The sequence below is a fragment of the Thiomicrorhabdus chilensis DSM 12352 genome (assembly GCF_000483485.1).
In the GTDB taxonomy this organism is placed as follows: domain Bacteria; phylum Pseudomonadota; class Gammaproteobacteria; order Thiomicrospirales; family Thiomicrospiraceae; genus Thiomicrorhabdus; species Thiomicrorhabdus chilensis.
Genome location: NZ_KI519609.1, coordinates 581,112 through 599,380 on the forward strand (window position 1 = coordinate 581,112; position 18,269 = coordinate 599,380).

Here is an 18,269-nt window from a genome sequence, read left to right on the forward strand (position 1 = left end):
ATCACATTGACTTGAATATGCACACTCGAGCCACCGCCCAATCCGGATTCACCTTGATTGAATTGATGGTGGTGGTGGTGATTATGGCGGTGGTGGTATCGGTAGGCATGATGTCGCTGGGTTCGAACGAGCAGGCCACCTTGAGAGCACAGGATCGCAGCGTAAAAAGCCTTTTGATGGCGGTTCGCGATCAAGCCGCACTTAAGCAGCGACTCTATCTGGTTGGAGTCGACGAAACCGGGCTCACCACCTTTTCACAAACGCGCGGCGAATGGCTGGTGGATGAAAAAATAAACCTGCTGAAGTGGCCGGAAAGTTTGCTGGTGGAATGGAAAATCGATAATCAAACCTTTGTTCAGCAGCAGAGTTTGCCGCAGGAAGGTTGGGTGTTTTGGCCAAGTGGAGATGTTTTGGCCGGATCGATTATATTGAGGAATTTGGATAATCAATCCTTCGATCGTGGTCAAGAGACGACCGAGTATATAATTCGATGGAACGGATTGTTGCAATTTGAAAAAGAGTCGGATGATGCCCTTTAAAATGAACAGGCCTGCCGGTTTTTCCCGTAAAAACAAGGCGCAAGCCGGATTTACCTTGATTGAGGTGATGGTGGCACTGGCGGTGGTTTCCATTGCTTTGGCGGCTCTGTCGAGAGCGATGGGATTAACGGTGAGTAACCACAGCGCTTTGGATGAACGCATCATTGCCACCTGGGTGGCGGAAGACGAGTTGGTGAAAATGCAGGTGATGCCTGACAGTCGGGAAGAGGCCAAGCAGGAGGTCATGATGCTTAACCGTAGCTGGACGACCGAATTGAGCACCGAGGATACGATGATACCAGACATCAAAAAAGCCACCCTGTCCGTCATGCCGACCGGCCAGGAAAAACCCGTCGCCAGTTTGGTGACGGTGGTTGGCCCATAGGGTTTGGTGGTGACTATTCAATCGTCGCTTGACCAGTTGGAGTCCTCGGAGCGAGCAGCTCGAATGCTTCAGGTCAGGCCCGATGGTTTGCGCAGCACGCAGTCGGGTTTTACGCTGATCGAACTTTTGATTGCCTTGGCGATTTCTGCGGTGATTGCGGTGCTGGGTTATCAGGCGGTCAGCAGCGTGGTCAGCGTGCAGACTCGCACTGAAGCCCATGCGGCCGAGATGGAGCAGTTGCAGCGTGCGGTCTGGTGGATGGAGCAGGATTTGATACAGCTGGCACCACGCACCATTCAGGATAGTTTGGGAGCCGTTTTGCCGGCTTTTCAGTATCGCGACGATCTGGGCTTGGAGTTTACTCGTATTGCTGAATTTCCAACGCCTTACGGTATGGGAGGATTGCTGCGCGTGGCCTACCAGTTGGACGATGGCATTCTCTATCGTCTGGTGTGGCCGGTACTGGATCGGGCACCGGATACCCAGCCGACACGTTTGCCTGTTCTCGAAGGTGTTCAGGCTTTTGAAATTCAGTTGCTAAATGCACGTAATGAATATGTGACCAGTTGGCCTAACGAACAACAAACCTTGACCGATTTGCCAAGGCTGACGAAAGTTCGCCTGGAGATTGAAGGCATGGGTGAGATGACGCGACTGTTTATGGGAGCTGAAATGGAAACTGTGCCTCAGGCTGCGATGACCGAGACCGGGGATGCTGGAGAAATAGAAGGGGTTCCGGTGCAGTGAAACGAGATAGGCTCAGAGAGCCCGGCTATGATTGTTTAGAGGTTAAAGCACCATCAACACAGGATGGCTTTGCGTTGCTGACGGTGATGTTGATTGTGGCTTTGGTGGCGATTTTGTCCGGGCAATTGATTTACCAGCAACATCTTACCCTGAACCGCAGCGCCAACATGCTTCATCAGGCTCAATCTTTAGCCGTTGCGTGGGGCTTGGAAGGTTGGGTCAAGCAGGGACTGCAGCTGGACGCCAAAAACAATCAGATCGACCATCTACAAGAGATGTGGGCTCAGCCGATGCTCAGTGTGCCTTTTGAAGGGGGAGAGATTTCCGGACAGTTATACGATTTGCAGGGGCGTCTGAATCTCAATAATGTTCAAGATAGCGACCAGGCTAAACGTGAGCTTTGGCAAGCCATTATCGATCGTTGGGCTTTGCTGGTTGGCTTTGAGGTGCCGCTGGCGGAGGTTTTGACCGACTGGGTCGATGCCGATAACGAACGTCTGCCAGGCGGTGCAGAAAGCGATGCTTACTTGCTGATGCAACCGCCTTATCGTGCCGCCAACCAGTCACTGGTGATGCTTGAAGAGTTGAAGAACCTGCAAGGCCTGCAGAAGATCGAATACGAGGTTTGGCAGCGGGTTAAATCTTCGGCAACGGTTTTGCCTGGAGTGACGGCGGTCAATGTCAACACCGCACAAAAAGAGGTGTTGATGGCGCTTGCAGACTGGATGAATGAAAGCCTGGTGGATGCCTGGATTAAGCAGCGTAAGGAAACCCCGGCGGAATCGGTGGAAGCTTTTCGCGTGTTTGTCGGGCAACAGACGGGTATGGAGTCGGCTGAACTCAACGAATCTTTGCCAGAATGGCTGCTGAGCGTCAGCAGTGATTATTTTTTATTGGTCGGCCAAGTCAATTATGGTGAGTCCCTACAGGGTTTGTCGGCGATATTTTATCGTCAGGATCAAAACCAGGTTAACTTAGTACAAAGGTGGTTAAGTGTTGCAGAAACACCCTGAAACAAATGGCTTGCAGTCACAAGGCGAGTCACCCAAACAAGCGGTAGCGCAGACGCTTCACGTTTTGCAGGCCCAATTTGACTTGAGCGGAAAACTGCTGTTCGAAACTCAGCCGGGTATCTGGGATGAGGCCGCTTTATGGCTCCAGTCGCATGACCGGAACGAAGAGCGCGATCAGGTTAAACGTGCTTTGAAAGCGCTTTCGGTGGTGTGGGTGCCGTCCGAGCAAATCACGCTGGTTGAGCGTTTTGTACCGGGCAAACGCCGGGCGGATTGGCAAAGCGCTTTGCCTTTCGCTTTGGAAGAGTCGCTTGCCGAACCGGTTGAAACCTTGCATTTTGTGCCGCTAAACCGCAATGCCGAAGGTCTGGTGTCGGTGGCGATTGTGACGCTTGAACGCATGCGCATGTGGCATGAACAATTGCAGCAGATTGGATTAGTACAGGCATTTTTGGTGGCGGACTGTTTTCGCATTCCGCCTGCGCAACAGGCGACGGATTTGGAGCAGGCACCGGATAATGGCCATGCCGTCGAAAACCAAAACCAGCAGGCCTGGTCTGTTTTTCAGCAAAGTGAGCAGCGTATTTTGGTTCGCAGTGGTGAATATCTTGGATTTGCGGCGAGCCCACAATGGTTCGAACAAATGAAACAGTTGAGCAGTCAGCAACAGGGAGATGTTAAGATCTTGCCCGTTGATGCGAGTCAGCTGTCAGGCACTTGCGTACTCAGTCAGTCGGTTACGCGTAATCCTTGCGCAGCCTTGAACCTGCTGACCGGTGAATTCCAAATCAAATCCCAAAGTTCGGCCTATTGGAAGCTCTGGCAATGGCCGGCTGTGGCTCTGTTGGCCTTGGTCGTGGTGTATCTGTTAGGAACATTTATGCAAACGCAGCAACACCGAGAACAGGCGCTAGCCTATCAGAAACAGACCGAAAGACTTTTTAAAGAGCGCTTTCCGGATGTGAAGCGCATCATCAACATCCGCGCTCAAGCCAAAAGTGGCTTTCAGCAAAGTGGTGGCTTGTCCGCCAGCATCGGGCCGGGGCAATTAGCAAAAAAACTGGAAACGGCGTTTGCTCAATATGACAAAGTGCAGATTCTACGTCTCGATTGGCGCGCATCCAGCCGCCAATTGTCAATTCAGATGCAGGCCCCTCAAGTGAATGATTTACAAAATTTGGCGCAGGCCGTCAGTGCCATTCAAAGCAGTGAGCTCAAAGTCAAAAACGTCTCGCAAACCCAGGCGGAAGGAGTCTTGTATGTGGATGCAAATTAAGCAGGCCTGGTCGCAATTGGCGCAACGTGAACAGCAGATGCTGCTGGCTCTGGGCGTGTTTCTGGTCGGGGTTTTGCTCTATTTGATGATCTGGTCGCCGATTCATTCCGGCTATACACAAGCCAAACAGTTTGAACAAAAAAGCCTTGCGGATTGGCAATGGCTCAGCGAACAAGTGAAGAAATATCCCATGCAACAAAGCGGCCAGCAGACTTTGCAGTTTGCCTCGCAATCGCAGTTGATGGGCAGCATTCAGAAAACCCTGCGCGATGAAAACCTGCTGGGGTTCATGCAAAGTATTACTCCCAGCGCCAAGGCCATCAAAGTCAGTTTTAACGAAGTCCCAGCTCCGCGCTTTTTCCGCTGGTTGTCTTCATTGGAAAAACAAGGGCTGGTGAGCAGTCAGTTGCAGGTGAGTCCGGTTAAGACCGGGATTATTCAAGTCAGTGTCAGTTTTGAGGTGGTTAACTGATGCCAGCGAAACCTCTTTTTATTTCCAAGCTGTGGCTAGCTCTGGCATTTGTAGCCGTTATGTTGATCTCTTTTGTCTATCATCTTCCGGCAAGCTGGGCTTTGCAGCAATTGCCTGCGCAAGCCAAGCAGCAACTTGAACAAAAAATGTTTATCAGTGAAGTCCAAGGCAGTCTCTGGAACGGGCAGTTGTCGCTTGGTCTGAATCAGGCGAAACAGAATGTCCCATTGGGCACTTTTAGTTGGCAACTCAATCCTTGGGCCTTGTTGGCGATGAACCTTAATGCGGACATGCAGATGGTTCCCGTTGAGGGAGCCGGCGGGCTTGACTGGCAGCTGTCGACCGGTTTGCTCAATCAACAGAATGTTGAGTTGACCGATTTGAATGGAGAATTGGATCTGCGCAACTTGCAAGCGCTTTTGCCGGCGGGAATCCAAAACCTGGGTGAGTTGAAAGGCCAGTTGAGTTTCCAGCAAATTAACCTGGCCTGGGACACTCAGTTACGCTGGGCCACTCAATTGTCGGGAGACGTGAAGGTGGCGCAACTGGACGTGATGGGCGCACAGATTCCGCACTTGAGTTTGACCCCTAGCTTGAAAGACAAACAGGTTCAGGTGGCCGCCCAGGGCGGTGATAAAGCATGGCAGCTTAAAGGTTCGAGCCTGTTGAATGCCAAGAGTTTTCAGCATAACTTCACAATCAAGGCAGATGGGGCCAACAATATGCCGCCTTGGGTTGACTTGGTAATGCGCAAAAAGACGCCAACCTTGGCGACGTTCAATCAAAAAGGACGCTGGTAAGATGAAGAGTAGAGTCGGTTTTGTCGTTTTCTTGTTTCTGACAGGCCTGCTCAGCAGTTGCGGCGGCGGAGGTGGAAGCGATCCGGTCAGCAATCCGGTGACTGCGATTGCCCAAGATGATATTTTCAATACCGAGCAAGGCGTTGCCCTCAGCGGGGATGTGAGCTCAAATGATGAAACCAATGGTGACGTGACCTTTACTTGGGAACTGGTAACGCCACCCGCTCATGGTGACTTGTCTTTTGCAGTTGATGGAAGCTTTGATTATGTTCCCGATGCTTCTTTCTTTGGACAAGATGTTTTCTATTACCGAATCCTGGATTCAAACGATAGTCCTTTGACTTCCGCTAAAGTCAGCATCAACGTACTGCCGTCAGAGTTGATTCAAGATACCTTTATGCTGCATCAGTGGTATCTGTACAACTACGGACAGGCTGCACTTACGGTCAGTGAAGAGGGTGGCCAAGTGAATAGCGAAGGGACTTATGCCGATATACGTGTGTTTGACGGCACAAACTCAGTTGATGCTTACGCACAAGGATTTACTGGTAATGGGGTGCAGCTTGCCATTATTGACAATGGGGTGGACATCGGACATGAAGACTTGGCTTCCAATGTGTTGCCCAATGCTTCTTATAATTTTTTCTCGGACATCAATGGCAAGACGCTACTGGATCCCACACCGCCAAGCAGTGTCAGCAATCCCGACGGATATCATGGTGTGGCGGTCGCCGGTTTGGCGGCGGCGAGAGGCGGCAATGAGTTGGGCATTTGGGGAACCGCACCCAGCGCAGAACTGGCGGGTTACAACTTGCTCTATTCCGGTTTTGACCTGGGCATGGAATTGGCGGCATTGGGTGAAGCCGATGCGTTGACCAATCACCCACAATTGTCCAGTGCCGACAGCGATATCTTTAATATGAGTTATGGGCGCAACCCCTACCAGGGAACCAATGAAAATGATTACTATACCTCGGAAATTCTTGCAGGGTTGGAGGCTGGGACGGATAGCCTGAGAGAAGGCAAAGGTGCACTTTACCTGAAAGCAGGCGGTAATGAATACCGAGGCGGCGCGGCTTTTAGTGACGAGTGCCAACAGGCCATTAATTATGGGGTGACCTGCTACAACGTTAATATGGAAGATGAAAACGTCACGCCCTATCTGATGGTGATCGGCGGGTTCAACGCCGATGACAAACGTGCAAGCTATTCCAATACCGGGTCCGCCTTATGGATGGTGGGGCCGGCTGGGGAATATGGGGTCAATGATCCGGCCTTAATCACCACCGACATGAGTGGTTGTACCTACGGTTACAGCCAGAACCAATCCAGCGCCGGGATTTTCGCTTATTTGCCATTCAATTCGGATTTTAATACCGGTGCGATTGGAACCGAAAACGAGAGCTGCCATTATTTCTCGGCCTTCAACGGCACTTCCTCCTCCACGCCGTTGATGAGCGGCATTGTCGCTTTGTTATTGGAGGCCAACCCCAATCTGAGCTGGCGCGACGTCAAGCATATTCTGGCCACGACCGCACGTCAGCTTGATCCGGATTTGGCGAATAATAGCGCTTCAATCGGTGGCCAATCGGTTCTATTGGAGTCCGGCTGGGTTGCCAATCAGGCCGGTTATGCTTTTAGTAACGCCTATGGATTCGGCGCGCCCGATACCATTGCCGCGATTGATATGGCGCTGGATTGGAAAACCAACGGCACGACATTGGATAGCTTGCAGGTGAGTGCGCCTGTATCGGGCAATGTGCCTATTCCGGATGCGATTCCCGATGCCAATTCGACAGGCCTTTCTGCTACGGTGAATGTGGCGGCGGATTTGATCACAGAGAGTGTTGAACTGGTGGTGAGCATCGAAGGTTTGAACGATGCCGTTGATGACGGGGTGGACAATAAAATCGATATGAGCGATTACCAGATTGTATTACGCTCGCCAGCCGGCACCGAAAGCGTCTTGCTGACTCCTTTCAATGCCTACCAGTCCGGTTATGATATGGTGGAGTTGAATCTGATCAGTCACGCTTTCTATGGCGAAGCCAGTCAGGGCAACTGGACTTTGATTGTGCGCGATCTGGATGGATCGACCGATAACCAGATCAATCATGCCGGCGAAGGCAAATTGACCGGCTGGTCTTTGAAGTTTTATGGCCATTGATCCCTAACCCTAATGAATAAAATGAGTGTAAAAATGAAAAAAATAATTTGGGCAGGCCTGGTACTGGGTATTTCTTTCATCACGTCACAGCAAGCGGCGGCGTTTACCGGACCTTGCCAATTGGTGGCCAAAATGGCAGGACCGGCTTATGAGACCAAAGCATTGCGTGTCGCGAGTTTTACCGCAGAATCGGCTATGCCGCAGGCATTTGAACTCTCGTTTTTGGAGCAGAACGGAGGTTGGTTCATTTACCAGACGCAACAGAGCTGGTTTGATAAAGAGAGCTGTGCCCCTTTGGTGAAGTGGCATGAAAACAAAGCCATCGAATTTGCTCCGGTGCTGTTCAATACCTCCACCGGGCGCAATGCGGTTGTCACCCCGAGCTTTCTCATCAAAACCTACAATAAAGACGACATCGACAAGATGGCCGGACGCTATGGGTTTAAGTTATTGACCCATTTGCCCAGAGGCAGTTCGGCGATTTTTGATGTGACGGGGGTAACATCTTACGACCGCATGCTTGAAGAGTTGGATCGCGACAAAGACGTTCAGGTGGCGGCACCGGTATTATCGGAGCCACGTTACCGTTTGCGTTGATGTGAATTGAATCTAAGCAGGCCTGCTCAGATTATTATCGGTTTGTTTATCGGTGCTAGGGCAACTCTGATTCAATCAGGGGGTTCTAGCCCAAATTCATGAAATATTCGGGCTAGAGGCCGTCGCTTTCTTCCACCAGCTTGTAGATGTCCAAACGTTTCGGATTGCCCAGTTTTTCCAACGCCTGGTTGATGCGTTTTTCCAGATTGGCCGGATAGTGTTCTTCCAGCGTCAGGCCGATAATCGGTTCAGCGATCTGTTCGCCCCGGCTGTTGAAAAACAGCGTGGTGGGGGCGACCTTAACGCCCAGTTGCGGGCCGTAGGTTTTCATTTCGATGTCGTTGCCGGCAAAGTCCTTCATCATCCAGTGAGACTTGTCCAACAGCATCTGCTGAAATTGGGCGTATTCCTCAATCGGGGTGGTTTCCAATAAAGGCGTCAGAATGTTCTCTTCGAGTTTCTTACAGTAATTGCACCAGGTGGCGGTGACGAAAATCACCACCGGAACTCGATGCTTTTCTGCAACCTTTCCGGTCTTTTGCAGGTCAACGGCCAGCGGCAGAATCTCACCCGCTTGGCTCGGTAAAGGCATGAGCAGGCTGATAGAAAACAGTAAGGTAAAAATCGATTTCATTGGGTTCTCCAGTTGTCCACAGTCTGTTAAATCTATCGGTAACGACGACTGTGGCAGTTTGAGTTTTGTTCTTGAACAAAAATCTTCAGGTTGTTTAAGGCTTCATAACTTGAAAAGGCAAAGCTTTTGCGGCTGCTGGAACCGCAGGCCCAGTGACCATCTCGTAATACGGCGATGTAATCACGATTATAGTCACTGGGACGTGTCATATAAAGATAAAGACCGGTGCCTTCGACATTATATTTCAGATAGGCGCGTTCTGTATTGGAACGTCGTTTGGCATCGCGCATCACCAGTTCGATCTGTTTGGTTTCGCCTCGCGCAAGCAGGGTCGAAAAGGGTTGAATCGAGTAGCTTTTTTTATGACTCCGATATTCGCCGCCCAACAAATTGACCATGATGACGTTGCCGCCAACCGGATCGCTGTAAAGTTTGTTCAAGCGTTCTTCTTGCTTAAGCTTTAGGGCCATCTCAAGCTCTTGCTGTTTGGCGTTGGCTTTGATCTGCTCGAGTCGCTGGGTCTCGCGGAACTCCTGGTGTTTAACCAAGAGCACTTGGCGTTCTTGCGGGGAGAGCTTTTGCCATTGCTCTTCATTCATGTCGAGCGGATAGGGGCTGCTTGCGCATGAAACCAGCAGGGTTGTGAACAGGCCTGCTGATATTGCTGTGAACAATCTTTTCATGGCCTCTCCTTAGCCTAATAGATATATAGCGTCATAGCTTGAGTTTTGGATGTGTGGACACCTTGTTCGAGTCTCTCAGAGTCATTATTTTCGGATAATAAAATAACTACCGAGAGCCAACAGCCCTAACTGCATCCAGCTGTCATACAAAATCTCAACCGGTAAAAACAACCCCAGCAGTATCAGGCCCAAACCGATGGCACGCTGACGCTGCTGACGGTTTTGGGTGCGGATTTCAGTCTGCAGTGAAATCATCTGTTGAGATTGCACATTGAGGTCGTTATGCGCCAGCTTATTGAGTGTGCTGTGCAACAATCCCGGCATCTGCGGGGCCTGTTCAATCCAAAATGGCAGGTTGGCCTTGATGTTCTTAATCAGGCTCTGCGGGCCGACCCGTTCCTGCATCCACTCTTCCAGGAACGGTTTAGCAGTATCCCACAAATCCAGTTCGTCATCCAGCTGACGCCCCAAACCTTCAATGTTTAGTAAGGTTTTCTGCAACAACACCAATTGTGGCTGCACTTCCATGCCGAAACGACGCGCAGTCTGGAAAAGTCGCATCAGAAAGAGCCCGAATGAGATCTCTTTGAGCGGGCGATCCCAAATCGGTTCGCACACCGCACGGATGGCCGATTCCAGTTCATTGACGCGGGTATCGGAGGGCACCCATTCCGATTCGATGTGCAGTTCCGATACCTTGAGGTAGTCGCGGTTGAAAAACGCCAGGAAGTTTTCCGCCAGGTAGCGCTGGTCTTCCGGAGTCAGGGTGCCCATGATGCCGAAATCGATCGCCGCATAGCGGCCGTCCGGCAGCACGAAGATGTTGCCCGGGTGCATGTCGGCGTGAAAGAAGTTGTGTTTGAACACCTGGGTAAAGAAAATGGTCACGCCTTTGGCGGACAGGTCAGTCAGGTCGATGCCCTGTTCAATCAGTTTTTCGGTTTCACTGATGCGTGTGCCGTAGATGCGTTCCATGGTCATGACATTGTCGTTGGTGTGCGACCAGTAGATTTCCGGCACATAAAGCAGGTCGGAATCCTCGAAATTACGGCGTAGCTGAGTGGCATTGGCGGCCTCGCGCATCATGTCGAGTTCGTCCAAGATGGTTTTCTCGAATTCCGACACCACTTCCACAGGATGCAGACGGCGCGCTTCTTTTACCGCTTTTTCCAGCAGGCCTGCCAGGCTGAACATGATGCCCACATCCTGTTCGATGACCGGCTTGATATTGGGGCGCACCACCTTGACCACCACATCGGTACCGTTATGCAGGGTGGCGGCATGCACCTGAGCGATGGACGCGGAAGCCATCGGTACCGGATCGAAACTGGCAAACGCCTCTTCCACCGGCTGTTTGAGCGCCAGCTCGATAATCTGTTTAGAGTGTGCTTCGTCAAACGGTGGACAGTCGTCTTGCAGTTTGGTCAACTCCACGGAAATATCCTGCGGCAACAGATCCTTACGAGTGGACAAGGCCTGCCCGAGTTTAATGAAAATTGGCCCCAATTCCTCTAGCGCGAAACGGATGCGTTCGCCACGACTGGCCGAAGACTTGCGGCTCCAGTTCCACGGCAGCAGTTGGTTCAGTAAAATCAGCCAGGCGTATTTCGTGTTGGCGAGCACCATGCGGTCAATCTGATAGTGACTGAGCACGCGGTTGATTTTGATCATTCGAAAAAGTTGTTTCAGTAATTTCATTGAGGTTGGCTTCTATTTTGAAGGTGAGGCGGGCTGCTGTGAGAGTTGTTGGCTTAAGGCATCGATGCGATTTTCCAGTGCCTCCACGTCTTTTTGGGTTTGAAGCACCTGCTTGCCGAAGCGTTGAACCTGCGAGTGGGTGGGCAGGGCATTGAGTTCAAATTGCAGGTACTCTTTCAAAGTATCGCCGATCTGCTGCTTGACGGCGGTTTTGCTCTGCATCATAGAGCGCGCCGCGTGGCCGATTTTGAAGGCGATGAGGTCGCCGGTGTAATGCGAAAGATGTTCTTCCCAGTCGATTTCCACAGAACCCAAGGCGTTCACAAACGTTTCCGCCAAGGCTTCGTCCGTTTGATAGGTCGCGTGTTTGAGCAGGCCTGTCTGCGCAAACGCCAGTAGATCGGTCAAGGTGGTTTCGATTTTCGCGTCGGCTTCGCCTTGCAAGGTGTTTTGTACGCTGATGCCATAGTCGGTGAACAATATATACAAGGTGGTGTTCAAGTCATTCAGCTGCAGGGCGATGACCTTGTCGTTTAAAGGCTGGAAGACCTGCCCTTGCTGTTCGTCCAGACGCACCGCTTGATTGAGCGCGAATTCAAAGACTTGGCTTAAGATCATCAGTATTTCCACCCGCGATGCAAGGCGACAATGCCTTCACTCATGTTCAGATAGTCGGCTTTATCGAAACCGGCGTCCAACATCATCTGCTTTAAGGTCTCCTGATCCGGGTGCATGCGGATCGATTCCGCCAGGTACTGGTAACTGGCCTCGTCATCGGCGATCAGTTTGCCCATTTTCGGCAGGATGTTGAACGAGTAGAAGTCATAGGCTTTGGCCAGCAAGGGCTGGGTGACCTTGGAGAATTCCAGCACCATCAGCTGTCCGCCCGGCTTCAAGACCCGATAGAGCTCCTCCAGCGCCTTGTCTTTGTTGGTGACGTTGCGCAAACCGAAAGCGATGGTCGCCAAGTCGAAGGTATTGTCCGGAAAGCCCAAGGCTTCGGCGTTGGTAATAGTGTAATCGACATTTCCAGCGATGCCTTGGTTGATGAGGCGGTCGCGCCCGACGCGCACCATGCTCTCGTTGATGTCTGCGAGCACCACCCGACCGGTTTTGCCGACCCGTTTGGCAAATTCTTTGGTCAAGTCGCCGGTGCCGCCCGCCAGATCCAGTACCGCATTGCCTGGGCGGATGCCGCTGAGTTCGATGGTGTGGCGTTTCCACAGTCGGTGAATACCGAGTGACATGACGTCGTTCATCACATCGTAATTATCGGCTACCGAGTCGAACACGCCTTTGACTTTTTTGACCTTCTCCTCAAGAGGAACTTCGCTGAATCCAAAATCGATGGTTTTTTTGTGCTGACTCATAATGGCTGCCTATGTGGAAATGAGAGAGGGGTTATCAGGTTATCGGTTCTGCGCTTTGAGGCGCTGTAAATCTTCGTGGTCGTGACCGGCGCGCATCAGTCTGCGCAAATAGTCTGTCCAGTAATCCGTTTGGTGTTTGCCCAGGTCGTAGAGACGCTCCCAAGTGTAGAGGCCGGTGTCGTGACCGTCGTCGAAATGCAGTTTGACCGCATAGTTGCCCACCGGTGTGATGTTTTCGATGTTGACGTTCTGCTTATCCACTTGCAAGACTTCCTGTCCGGGCGCGTGCCCGGTTACCTCGGCCGACTGCGAGTATACCCGCAGATATTCACAGGGCAATTCAAAGGTCTCGCCATTGTCGAATGTCACTTCAAGCTTTCTGGAAACTTGATGTAATTTGATGTCGGTCGGGTGCGGCATGTTTTATCCTATGGAGGTATAGATGACATTACAGAATGTACTGCGACAAATCCTGATCCTGAGCCAGTTCGCCAAGGCGTTCCTCAACGAACTCCGGGGTAATCTCGATTTTGCTGCCGGGTTTTTCCGGCGCATCAAAAGAGATTTCTTCCAGTAGACGTTCCAGTACCGTGTGCAGGCGACGTGCGCCGATGTTTTCGGTGGTTTCGTTGACCTGAAAGGCGATCTCGGCCAATCGCTGAATGCCGCCATTGGTGAAACTCAAATCGACCCCTTCGGTTTTCATCAGGGCAATCGCCTGGGTGGTCAAGGCCGCTTTGGGTTCGGTGAGGATGCGCACGAAATCTTCGACCTTTAGCGATTGCAGCTCCACACGAATCGGTAGACGCCCTTGCAGTTCAGGAATCAGGTCAGACGGTTTGGAGAGGTGGAAAGCCCCGGAGGCGATAAACAGAATGTGATCGGTTTTGATCATGCCGTATTTGGTGGACACGGTAGAACCTTCAATCAACGGCAACAAATCGCGCTGAACCCCTTCGCGGGAAACGTCACCGCCACTGGCTTCCTGGCGTTTAGCGACCTTGTCGATTTCATCGATAAACACAATGCCGTCCTGTTCCACAGCGTTGACCGCTTGGGTTTTGATGTCCTCCTCATTCACCAGGCGTTGCGCTTCTTCGTCTGTCAGGGCTTTCAGGGCGTTTTTGATCGGCATCTTACGCTTCTCTTTTTTACCCTGGTTCATGCCTTCGAACATGCTTTGCAGTTGTTGAGTCATGTCTTCCAAACCGGGCGCTCCCATGATTTCCACTTGAGGTTGGACTGCGCTGACATTGACTTCGATTTCCTTGTCGTCCAGCGAACCTTCACGCAGGCGTTTGCGGAACTTCTGACGGGTTTCCGCCATATTGTCATAACTCTCCTCCTCACGTCCGCGGGCGGGCGGTAACAGAATGTCGAGAATGCGTTCTTCGGCGGCGTCCTCGGCTTGACGCTGAACTTTTTGCATGGCCTGTTCGCGTGTCATCTTGATGGCGTTTTCCATCAAATCGCGAATGATCGAATCCACATCACGTCCCACATAGCCCACCTCGGTGAACTTGGTGGCTTCAATCTTGAGAAAAGGCGCGTTGGCCAATTTTGCGAGACGACGTGCAATCTCGGTTTTTCCGACCCCGGTCGGACCAATCATCAGAATATTTTTGGGGGTGACTTCCTGACGCAGTTCTTCAGAAAGCTGCGATCGACGCCAGCGGTTGCGTAAAGCAATGGCGACGGCGCGCTTGGCTTCACTCTGTCCAACAATGTGAGTGTCTAAACTGTGAACAATCTCTTTTGGGGTCATCATCTGTCAAATCTGTCCTTAATCGAATAATGGGAAACATTATAAAGGAAATTCCAAGGGTTTGCGTATTCCCTGTGCGCGTGATAGATTTGAGTTTTAATCACTTTAGCATAGTGACGTAGATTAAGGACGAAGACACGGAATGGGTGTGAAATTCACAAAAATGCACGGTTTGGGGAACGACTTTATGGTGATTGACGCCATTAACCAGTCGGTTGAATTGGGTTCTGAGCAAGTGCGACTCTGGTCGAATCGGAATTTCGGCATCGGTTTTGATCAGCTGTTACTGGTGGAGTCGACCCAGACTCCGGGTGTCGATTTCCGTTATCGGATTTTCAATGCCGACGGCTCAGAGGTTCAACAGTGCGGTAATGGTGCCCGCTGTTTCGCCAAGTTTGTCTATGACAAAGGCTTGACCGACAAGACCGAAATCACGGTGGAGACCGCGTCGGGAATCATTGTGCTTTATGTCGAAGACAATGGCTGGATTCGTGTCAATATGGGGCCGCCAAATTTTCTGCCACATAGTTTGCCTTTGTCTGTCCCGAGTGAGCAGGAGACTTACGAGCTCAAGGTGGATGGCGAATCCTTTGAAGTGGGCGCGGTCTCTATGGGCAATCCGCATGCAGTGTTGCGCGTAACCGATATCCGTCAGGCTCCGGTCAACCAGTATGGCCCCGCGCTGGAATCCCACGCGCTGTTTCCCGAACGTGTTAATGTCGGTTTTGCCGAACGGGTGGACGACACCCATATCAAATTGCGAGTTTATGAACGCGGAGCCGCCGAAACCCTGGCGTGCGGTACCGGAGCCTGTGCGGCCATGGTCGTCTACCGCAACTGGAACGAGGTGGCGGATGAAGTGACGGTCTCCTTGCCCGGAGGTGACTTGATTGTATCGTGGAGTGGAGACCGATCCGAGCCCGTATGGATGACCGGGCCCGCCATCACCGTGTTTGAGGGGGAAACGACCGATGTCTAGTTTGCTCAATGATATCCATGAAGAGGATGTCGCCAATTTCCTGAACCGTAACCGTGAATTCTTCCATGTGTTTCCCAATCTTTTGGATGAGTTGAGCATTCCGCATCCCGAGACCGGCAAGGCGGTTTCCCTGTTGGAGCGCCAGATTTACCAATTGCGCAAACAGCGTGATGAACTGCAGGTGGAAGTCGATACTTTGATTAATATCGCCGGTGAAAACGGCCAGCTGTTTCATAAGGTTAAGGAGTTCACCAAAAGCTTGATGGCGTGCCGGACTGAGCAGGCGGCGGTGAACTGCATCATCCAAGAGATGAACCAGCGCTTTGACGTCGAGGAGGTCGCCTTGGTTTCCTGGGAGGTGCCAAGTCAAAGTTTGCATGGCATCACTCAACTGGGTATCAGTCAGACCTGGGTGGAAACGCTTAAAGCGACTTTGCAGCCCCAAGAGCCTGCTTGCGGATTACTTGAGGACGAATGGCAAAAAGGTTTGTTTCACAGTCATGAACCGATGCAATCGGTATGTTTGCTGCCACTGGGTGAAAAGCGGGTCTGGGGTGTGCTTGCATTGGGCAGCACCACCGATCGCTTTCATCCGAACCTGGGCACCTATTTCTTGAAAATCATGGCAGAGATGGTCACGGCACGCCTATGTCACCTTTTCAATGATTGAAAAGACACGGGGCTCCAAATGCAGGCGTTGAAACAGTTTTTACACAGTTTGTCGGTGCAAAACCGATCTGCGCACACGATTTCAAACTACCGGCGTGATGTGGAGATGTTTTTGGCGTTTTATCTGACCGGAGAAACCGAGGTCAAACGCACAGGAGAACAAGCCGAGCGGTTAAGTCAGTTCAACGGTTGGTCGACGATTCCTTCAGACGCCATACGTTCGTTTTTGGGCGACCGGGTGCAGCAAGGCATCAGCGCGCGTACTTTGGCCCGCCAACTTTCCGCCATCCGCTCGTTTTATGATTTTTTGCTGTTGGAGGACAAGGTCACAAAAAATCCGGCAAAGGGAATCAGAGCCCCCAAACAACCCCAGCCTTTACCTAAAAGTCTTGATGTGGATTGGACCCGTAAACTATTGGAACAGCCATTGAATAGTTGGCAAGATGTGCGCGATCAGGCAATTTTTGAACTGCTCTATTCGGCAGGCCTGCGTGTTTCCGAATGCACTGACCTGGATTTGACGCCCGGCCTGGATCAGCTCGATTCTGGCTGGGTGAGGGTAATGGGGAAAGGCCAGAAGGCGCGATTGGCTCCGGTGGGTTCCAAGGCTCAGGAGGCGATTCATCATTGGTTGGATATCCGCAAAGATTACGCCCAAGCCGACGAGCGGTCGGTATTCGTAAACCGTCAGGGTGAGCGTTTAAGTGTGCGCAGTGTGCAAAAACGCCTCGATCAACGCACACTTCAAGCCGGTCTGCCCACCAAAATGTCGCCGCATCGTTTGCGTCATGCCTGCGCCACCCATGTGTTGGAATCCAGTGGCGACTTGCGCGCTGTACAGGAGATGCTTGGTCACGCCAACCTTTCGACTACACAAATCTACACCAAACTTGACCTACAGCACCTCGCCCAGGTTTACGACCAGGCGCATCCCCGAGCCAAAAAAGGCAAATAGAGAGCTTTGCACGAGGTGAATCCACAGCTAAAAATGGCTAAAATTCGTCTACTCTGCGTTGAAAAACTTGCCAATAGCTGGCTATTGACTGCGTTTTTCGCCTCAATCAACCAATTTTTTCCTCATTTTTCTTTCGCGCCCCACTCGTGCAAAGCTCTCAAATAAGATTTTTAGCTTAAATTTAGTCTTTAAAATTCATTGTCTTAGTTAATTTTTTAGGTTTGATCGGTCTTTTATTGGATTTTTAAATATGTTAAATTGCGTATTAGGTTTATCCAAAGAGAGGGTAGGTTATGCGCAAGACTCAGTCTGGATTCACTCTGGTGGAGTTGGCGATGGTTTTGGTGATTGTGTCGCTGTTGTTGGGGTCGGTTATCAAGGTACGTTCGATGATTGACAACGGCCGCATCAAAGCCGATATCAAGGCGCTTAAGGAATTTTGGGTGATGTCGATGCTCTATCGTGACCGCTATCACCGTTTGCCTGGCGAAGACCTAAATCATCCTGGACGGTTTAAAACCGTTCTGTCTACGGATTCAGCGGCCAGTGAAGGTCTGTTTTACGATTTGCATCAGGCCGGTTTTGCCAAAATGCTGTCGCCGAAACCGGCAATCGGTTCGGCATTCAAAGCCACATGGGGTGGCAGCAGTGGCGCTAACTACGGATTGATTGCCGGTCAAAATCAAGTCTGCATTACCCAGATCGAGGTCGACCTCGCCGAATCGATTGAAAGACAGTTGGACGAAGGCGATCGCTCTCAAGGCGATGTTGAATACACCTTGAACGGCTCACAGCTTTGTATGGCTATGAACTGATTGCTGAAGAAGTAAATCCGTCACGGCGTTGCTTCCTATCAGGTTTTAAACCAGCAGGCCTGTCTATTTTCTGTGATGGCACTTGGGTAAATGTTTTATCTCTTGTCAGGTTTTCATTTAGAATAGCGTGCATTACGCAAGACAAAAGGATTGGACTATGTCATTTAGAGGAACAACGATTTTATGTGCAAAACGCCATGGCGAAATGGTGATTGGTGGTGATGGACAGGTTACCCTGGGTCATGTCGTCATGAAAGGCAATGCGCGTAAGGTTCGCCGTCTCTATAACGGACAGGTTTTGGCGGGTTTCGCCGGAGCGACCGCGGATGCCTTTACCCTGTTTGAACGTTTTGAAGGACGTTTGCAGACACATAATGGTCAGCTGATGCGTGCTGCTGTGGAGATGGCCAAGGATTGGCGCACCGACCGCGCATTGCGCAAACTTGAAGCGATGATGCTGGTGGCGGATGAAGAGAACATGTTGTTGATCTCCGGTACCGGGGATGTCATTGAACCGCAGGACGATTTTATCGCCATCGGCTCGGGTGGCAGTTACGCACACTCGGCCGCCCAGGCGTTGATGGAAAATACTGAACTGTCCGCTCTGGATGTGGTGGAGAAGTCCCTGCATATTGCGGCGGACTTGTGTATCTATACCAATCATAATTTGACCATTGAGTCGCTGGGTTCTAAAAAATAGAACCC

At 51.2% G+C, this 18,269-nt stretch carries 21 protein-coding genes; 14 read left to right on the forward strand and 7 right to left on the reverse strand.

What is annotated here, in order from left to right:
• Positions 1–17: 17 nt before the first annotated feature.
• The 9 genes from B076_RS12925 to B076_RS0102780 are packed head-to-tail and all read left to right on the forward strand — an operon-like array spanning position 18 to position 7,996.
• A complete protein-coding gene (locus B076_RS12925) occupies positions 18–539 on the forward strand; it encodes a prepilin-type N-terminal cleavage/methylation domain-containing protein (RefSeq protein WP_028485951.1) in 522 nt (173 codons plus the stop codon).
• Complete coding sequence (gene gspI, locus B076_RS12930; RefSeq protein WP_084205690.1) at positions 526–924, forward strand: type II secretion system minor pseudopilin GspI; 399 nt, start codon at positions 526–528, stop codon at positions 922–924. The genes B076_RS12925 and gspI overlap by 14 nt, the downstream gene beginning before the upstream one ends.
• Before the next feature lie 9 nt (positions 925–933).
• A complete protein-coding gene (gspJ, locus tag B076_RS11950) occupies positions 934–1,671 on the forward strand; it encodes a type II secretion system minor pseudopilin GspJ (protein WP_157753495.1) in 738 nt (245 codons plus the stop codon).
• Positions 1,668–2,684 (forward strand): type II secretion system minor pseudopilin GspK, encoded by a 1,017-nt coding sequence (gspK, locus tag B076_RS0102755; RefSeq protein ID WP_028485952.1) that lies wholly within the window; start codon positions 1,668–1,670, stop codon positions 2,682–2,684. Before gspJ ends, gspK begins: the two co-directional genes overlap by 4 nt.
• A complete protein-coding gene (gene gspL / locus B076_RS0102760; RefSeq protein WP_028485953.1) occupies positions 2,665–3,960 on the forward strand; it encodes a type II secretion system protein GspL in 1,296 nt (431 codons plus the stop codon). The genes gspK and gspL overlap by 20 nt, the downstream gene beginning before the upstream one ends.
• On the forward strand, positions 3,944–4,432 hold the full coding sequence (gene gspM, locus B076_RS0102765; protein WP_038150370.1) for a type II secretion system protein GspM: 489 nt from the start codon (positions 3,944–3,946) through the stop codon (positions 4,430–4,432). Before gspL ends, gspM begins: the two co-directional genes overlap by 17 nt.
• A complete protein-coding gene (gene gspN / locus B076_RS0102770; protein ID WP_028485955.1) occupies positions 4,432–5,232 on the forward strand; it encodes a type II secretion system protein N in 801 nt (266 codons plus the stop codon). Before gspM ends, gspN begins: the two co-directional genes overlap by 1 nt.
• A gap of 1 nt (position 5,233) precedes the next feature.
• Complete coding sequence (locus tag B076_RS0102775) at positions 5,234–7,399, forward strand: S8 family serine peptidase (protein ID WP_028485956.1); 2,166 nt, start codon at positions 5,234–5,236, stop codon at positions 7,397–7,399.
• Positions 7,400–7,432: 33 nt separating this feature from the next.
• The gene (locus tag B076_RS0102780; RefSeq protein ID WP_028485957.1) at positions 7,433–7,996 is read left to right on the forward strand and encodes a hypothetical protein; all 564 of its coding nucleotides are present in this window, start codon (positions 7,433–7,435) and stop codon (positions 7,994–7,996) included.
• A 112-nt stretch (positions 7,997–8,108) separates the two neighbouring features.
• Here B076_RS0102780 and B076_RS0102785 read toward each other — a convergent pair whose 3' ends face one another.
• The 7 genes from B076_RS0102785 to hslU form a co-directional block, all read right to left on the reverse strand.
• On the reverse strand, positions 8,109–8,630 hold the full coding sequence (locus B076_RS0102785; protein WP_028485958.1) for a thioredoxin family protein: 522 nt from the start codon (positions 8,628–8,630) through the stop codon (positions 8,109–8,111).
• A gap of 32 nt (positions 8,631–8,662) precedes the next feature.
• A complete protein-coding gene (locus B076_RS0102790) occupies positions 8,663–9,313 on the reverse strand; it encodes a hypothetical protein (protein ID WP_157753496.1) in 651 nt (216 codons plus the stop codon).
• A gap of 84 nt (positions 9,314–9,397) precedes the next feature.
• A complete protein-coding gene (ubiB, locus tag B076_RS0102795) occupies positions 9,398–11,011 on the reverse strand; it encodes a ubiquinone biosynthesis regulatory protein kinase UbiB (RefSeq protein ID WP_028485960.1) in 1,614 nt (537 codons plus the stop codon).
• Between the two features lie 12 nt (positions 11,012–11,023).
• Positions 11,024–11,629 (reverse strand): ubiquinone biosynthesis accessory factor UbiJ, encoded by a 606-nt coding sequence (locus B076_RS0102800; RefSeq protein WP_028485961.1) that lies wholly within the window; start codon positions 11,627–11,629, stop codon positions 11,024–11,026.
• Positions 11,629–12,381 (reverse strand): bifunctional demethylmenaquinone methyltransferase/2-methoxy-6-polyprenyl-1,4-benzoquinol methylase UbiE, encoded by a 753-nt coding sequence (ubiE, locus tag B076_RS0102805; RefSeq protein ID WP_028485962.1) that lies wholly within the window; start codon positions 12,379–12,381, stop codon positions 11,629–11,631. Before ubiE ends, B076_RS0102800 begins: the two co-directional genes overlap by 1 nt.
• A 39-nt stretch (positions 12,382–12,420) precedes the next feature.
• On the reverse strand, positions 12,421–12,801 hold the full coding sequence (locus B076_RS0102810) for a gamma-butyrobetaine hydroxylase-like domain-containing protein (protein WP_028485963.1): 381 nt from the start codon (positions 12,799–12,801) through the stop codon (positions 12,421–12,423).
• A 28-nt stretch (positions 12,802–12,829) separates the two neighbouring features.
• Complete coding sequence (gene hslU / locus B076_RS0102815) at positions 12,830–14,149, reverse strand: ATP-dependent protease ATPase subunit HslU (RefSeq protein WP_028485964.1); 1,320 nt, start codon at positions 14,147–14,149, stop codon at positions 12,830–12,832.
• A 139-nt stretch (positions 14,150–14,288) separates the two neighbouring features.
• On the opposite strand from hslU, the gene dapF reads away from it, so the two are divergent.
• The 5 genes from dapF (at position 14,289) to hslV (ending at position 18,264) form a co-directional block, all read left to right on the forward strand.
• The gene (dapF, locus tag B076_RS0102820) at positions 14,289–15,125 is read left to right on the forward strand and encodes a diaminopimelate epimerase (protein ID WP_028485965.1); all 837 of its coding nucleotides are present in this window, start codon (positions 14,289–14,291) and stop codon (positions 15,123–15,125) included.
• Entirely contained in the window at positions 15,118–15,795 is a 678-nt protein-coding gene (locus tag B076_RS0102825) for a DUF484 family protein (RefSeq protein WP_028485966.1), read from the forward strand. The genes dapF and B076_RS0102825 overlap by 8 nt, the downstream gene beginning before the upstream one ends.
• A gap of 18 nt (positions 15,796–15,813) precedes the next feature.
• Positions 15,814–16,749 carry a tyrosine recombinase XerC gene (gene xerC, locus B076_RS0102830; RefSeq protein ID WP_028485967.1) on the forward strand — a complete coding sequence of 312 codons (936 nt, stop codon included), beginning with the start codon at positions 15,814–15,816 and terminating at the stop codon, positions 16,747–16,749.
• A 293-nt stretch (positions 16,750–17,042) separates the two neighbouring features.
• On the forward strand, positions 17,043–17,564 hold the full coding sequence (locus tag B076_RS12935) for a type II secretion system protein (RefSeq protein WP_028485968.1): 522 nt from the start codon (positions 17,043–17,045) through the stop codon (positions 17,562–17,564).
• A 157-nt stretch (positions 17,565–17,721) separates the two neighbouring features.
• The gene (gene hslV, locus B076_RS0102840) at positions 17,722–18,264 is read left to right on the forward strand and encodes an ATP-dependent protease subunit HslV (protein WP_028485969.1); all 543 of its coding nucleotides are present in this window, start codon (positions 17,722–17,724) and stop codon (positions 18,262–18,264) included.
• Positions 18,265–18,269: the final 5 nt, after the last annotated feature.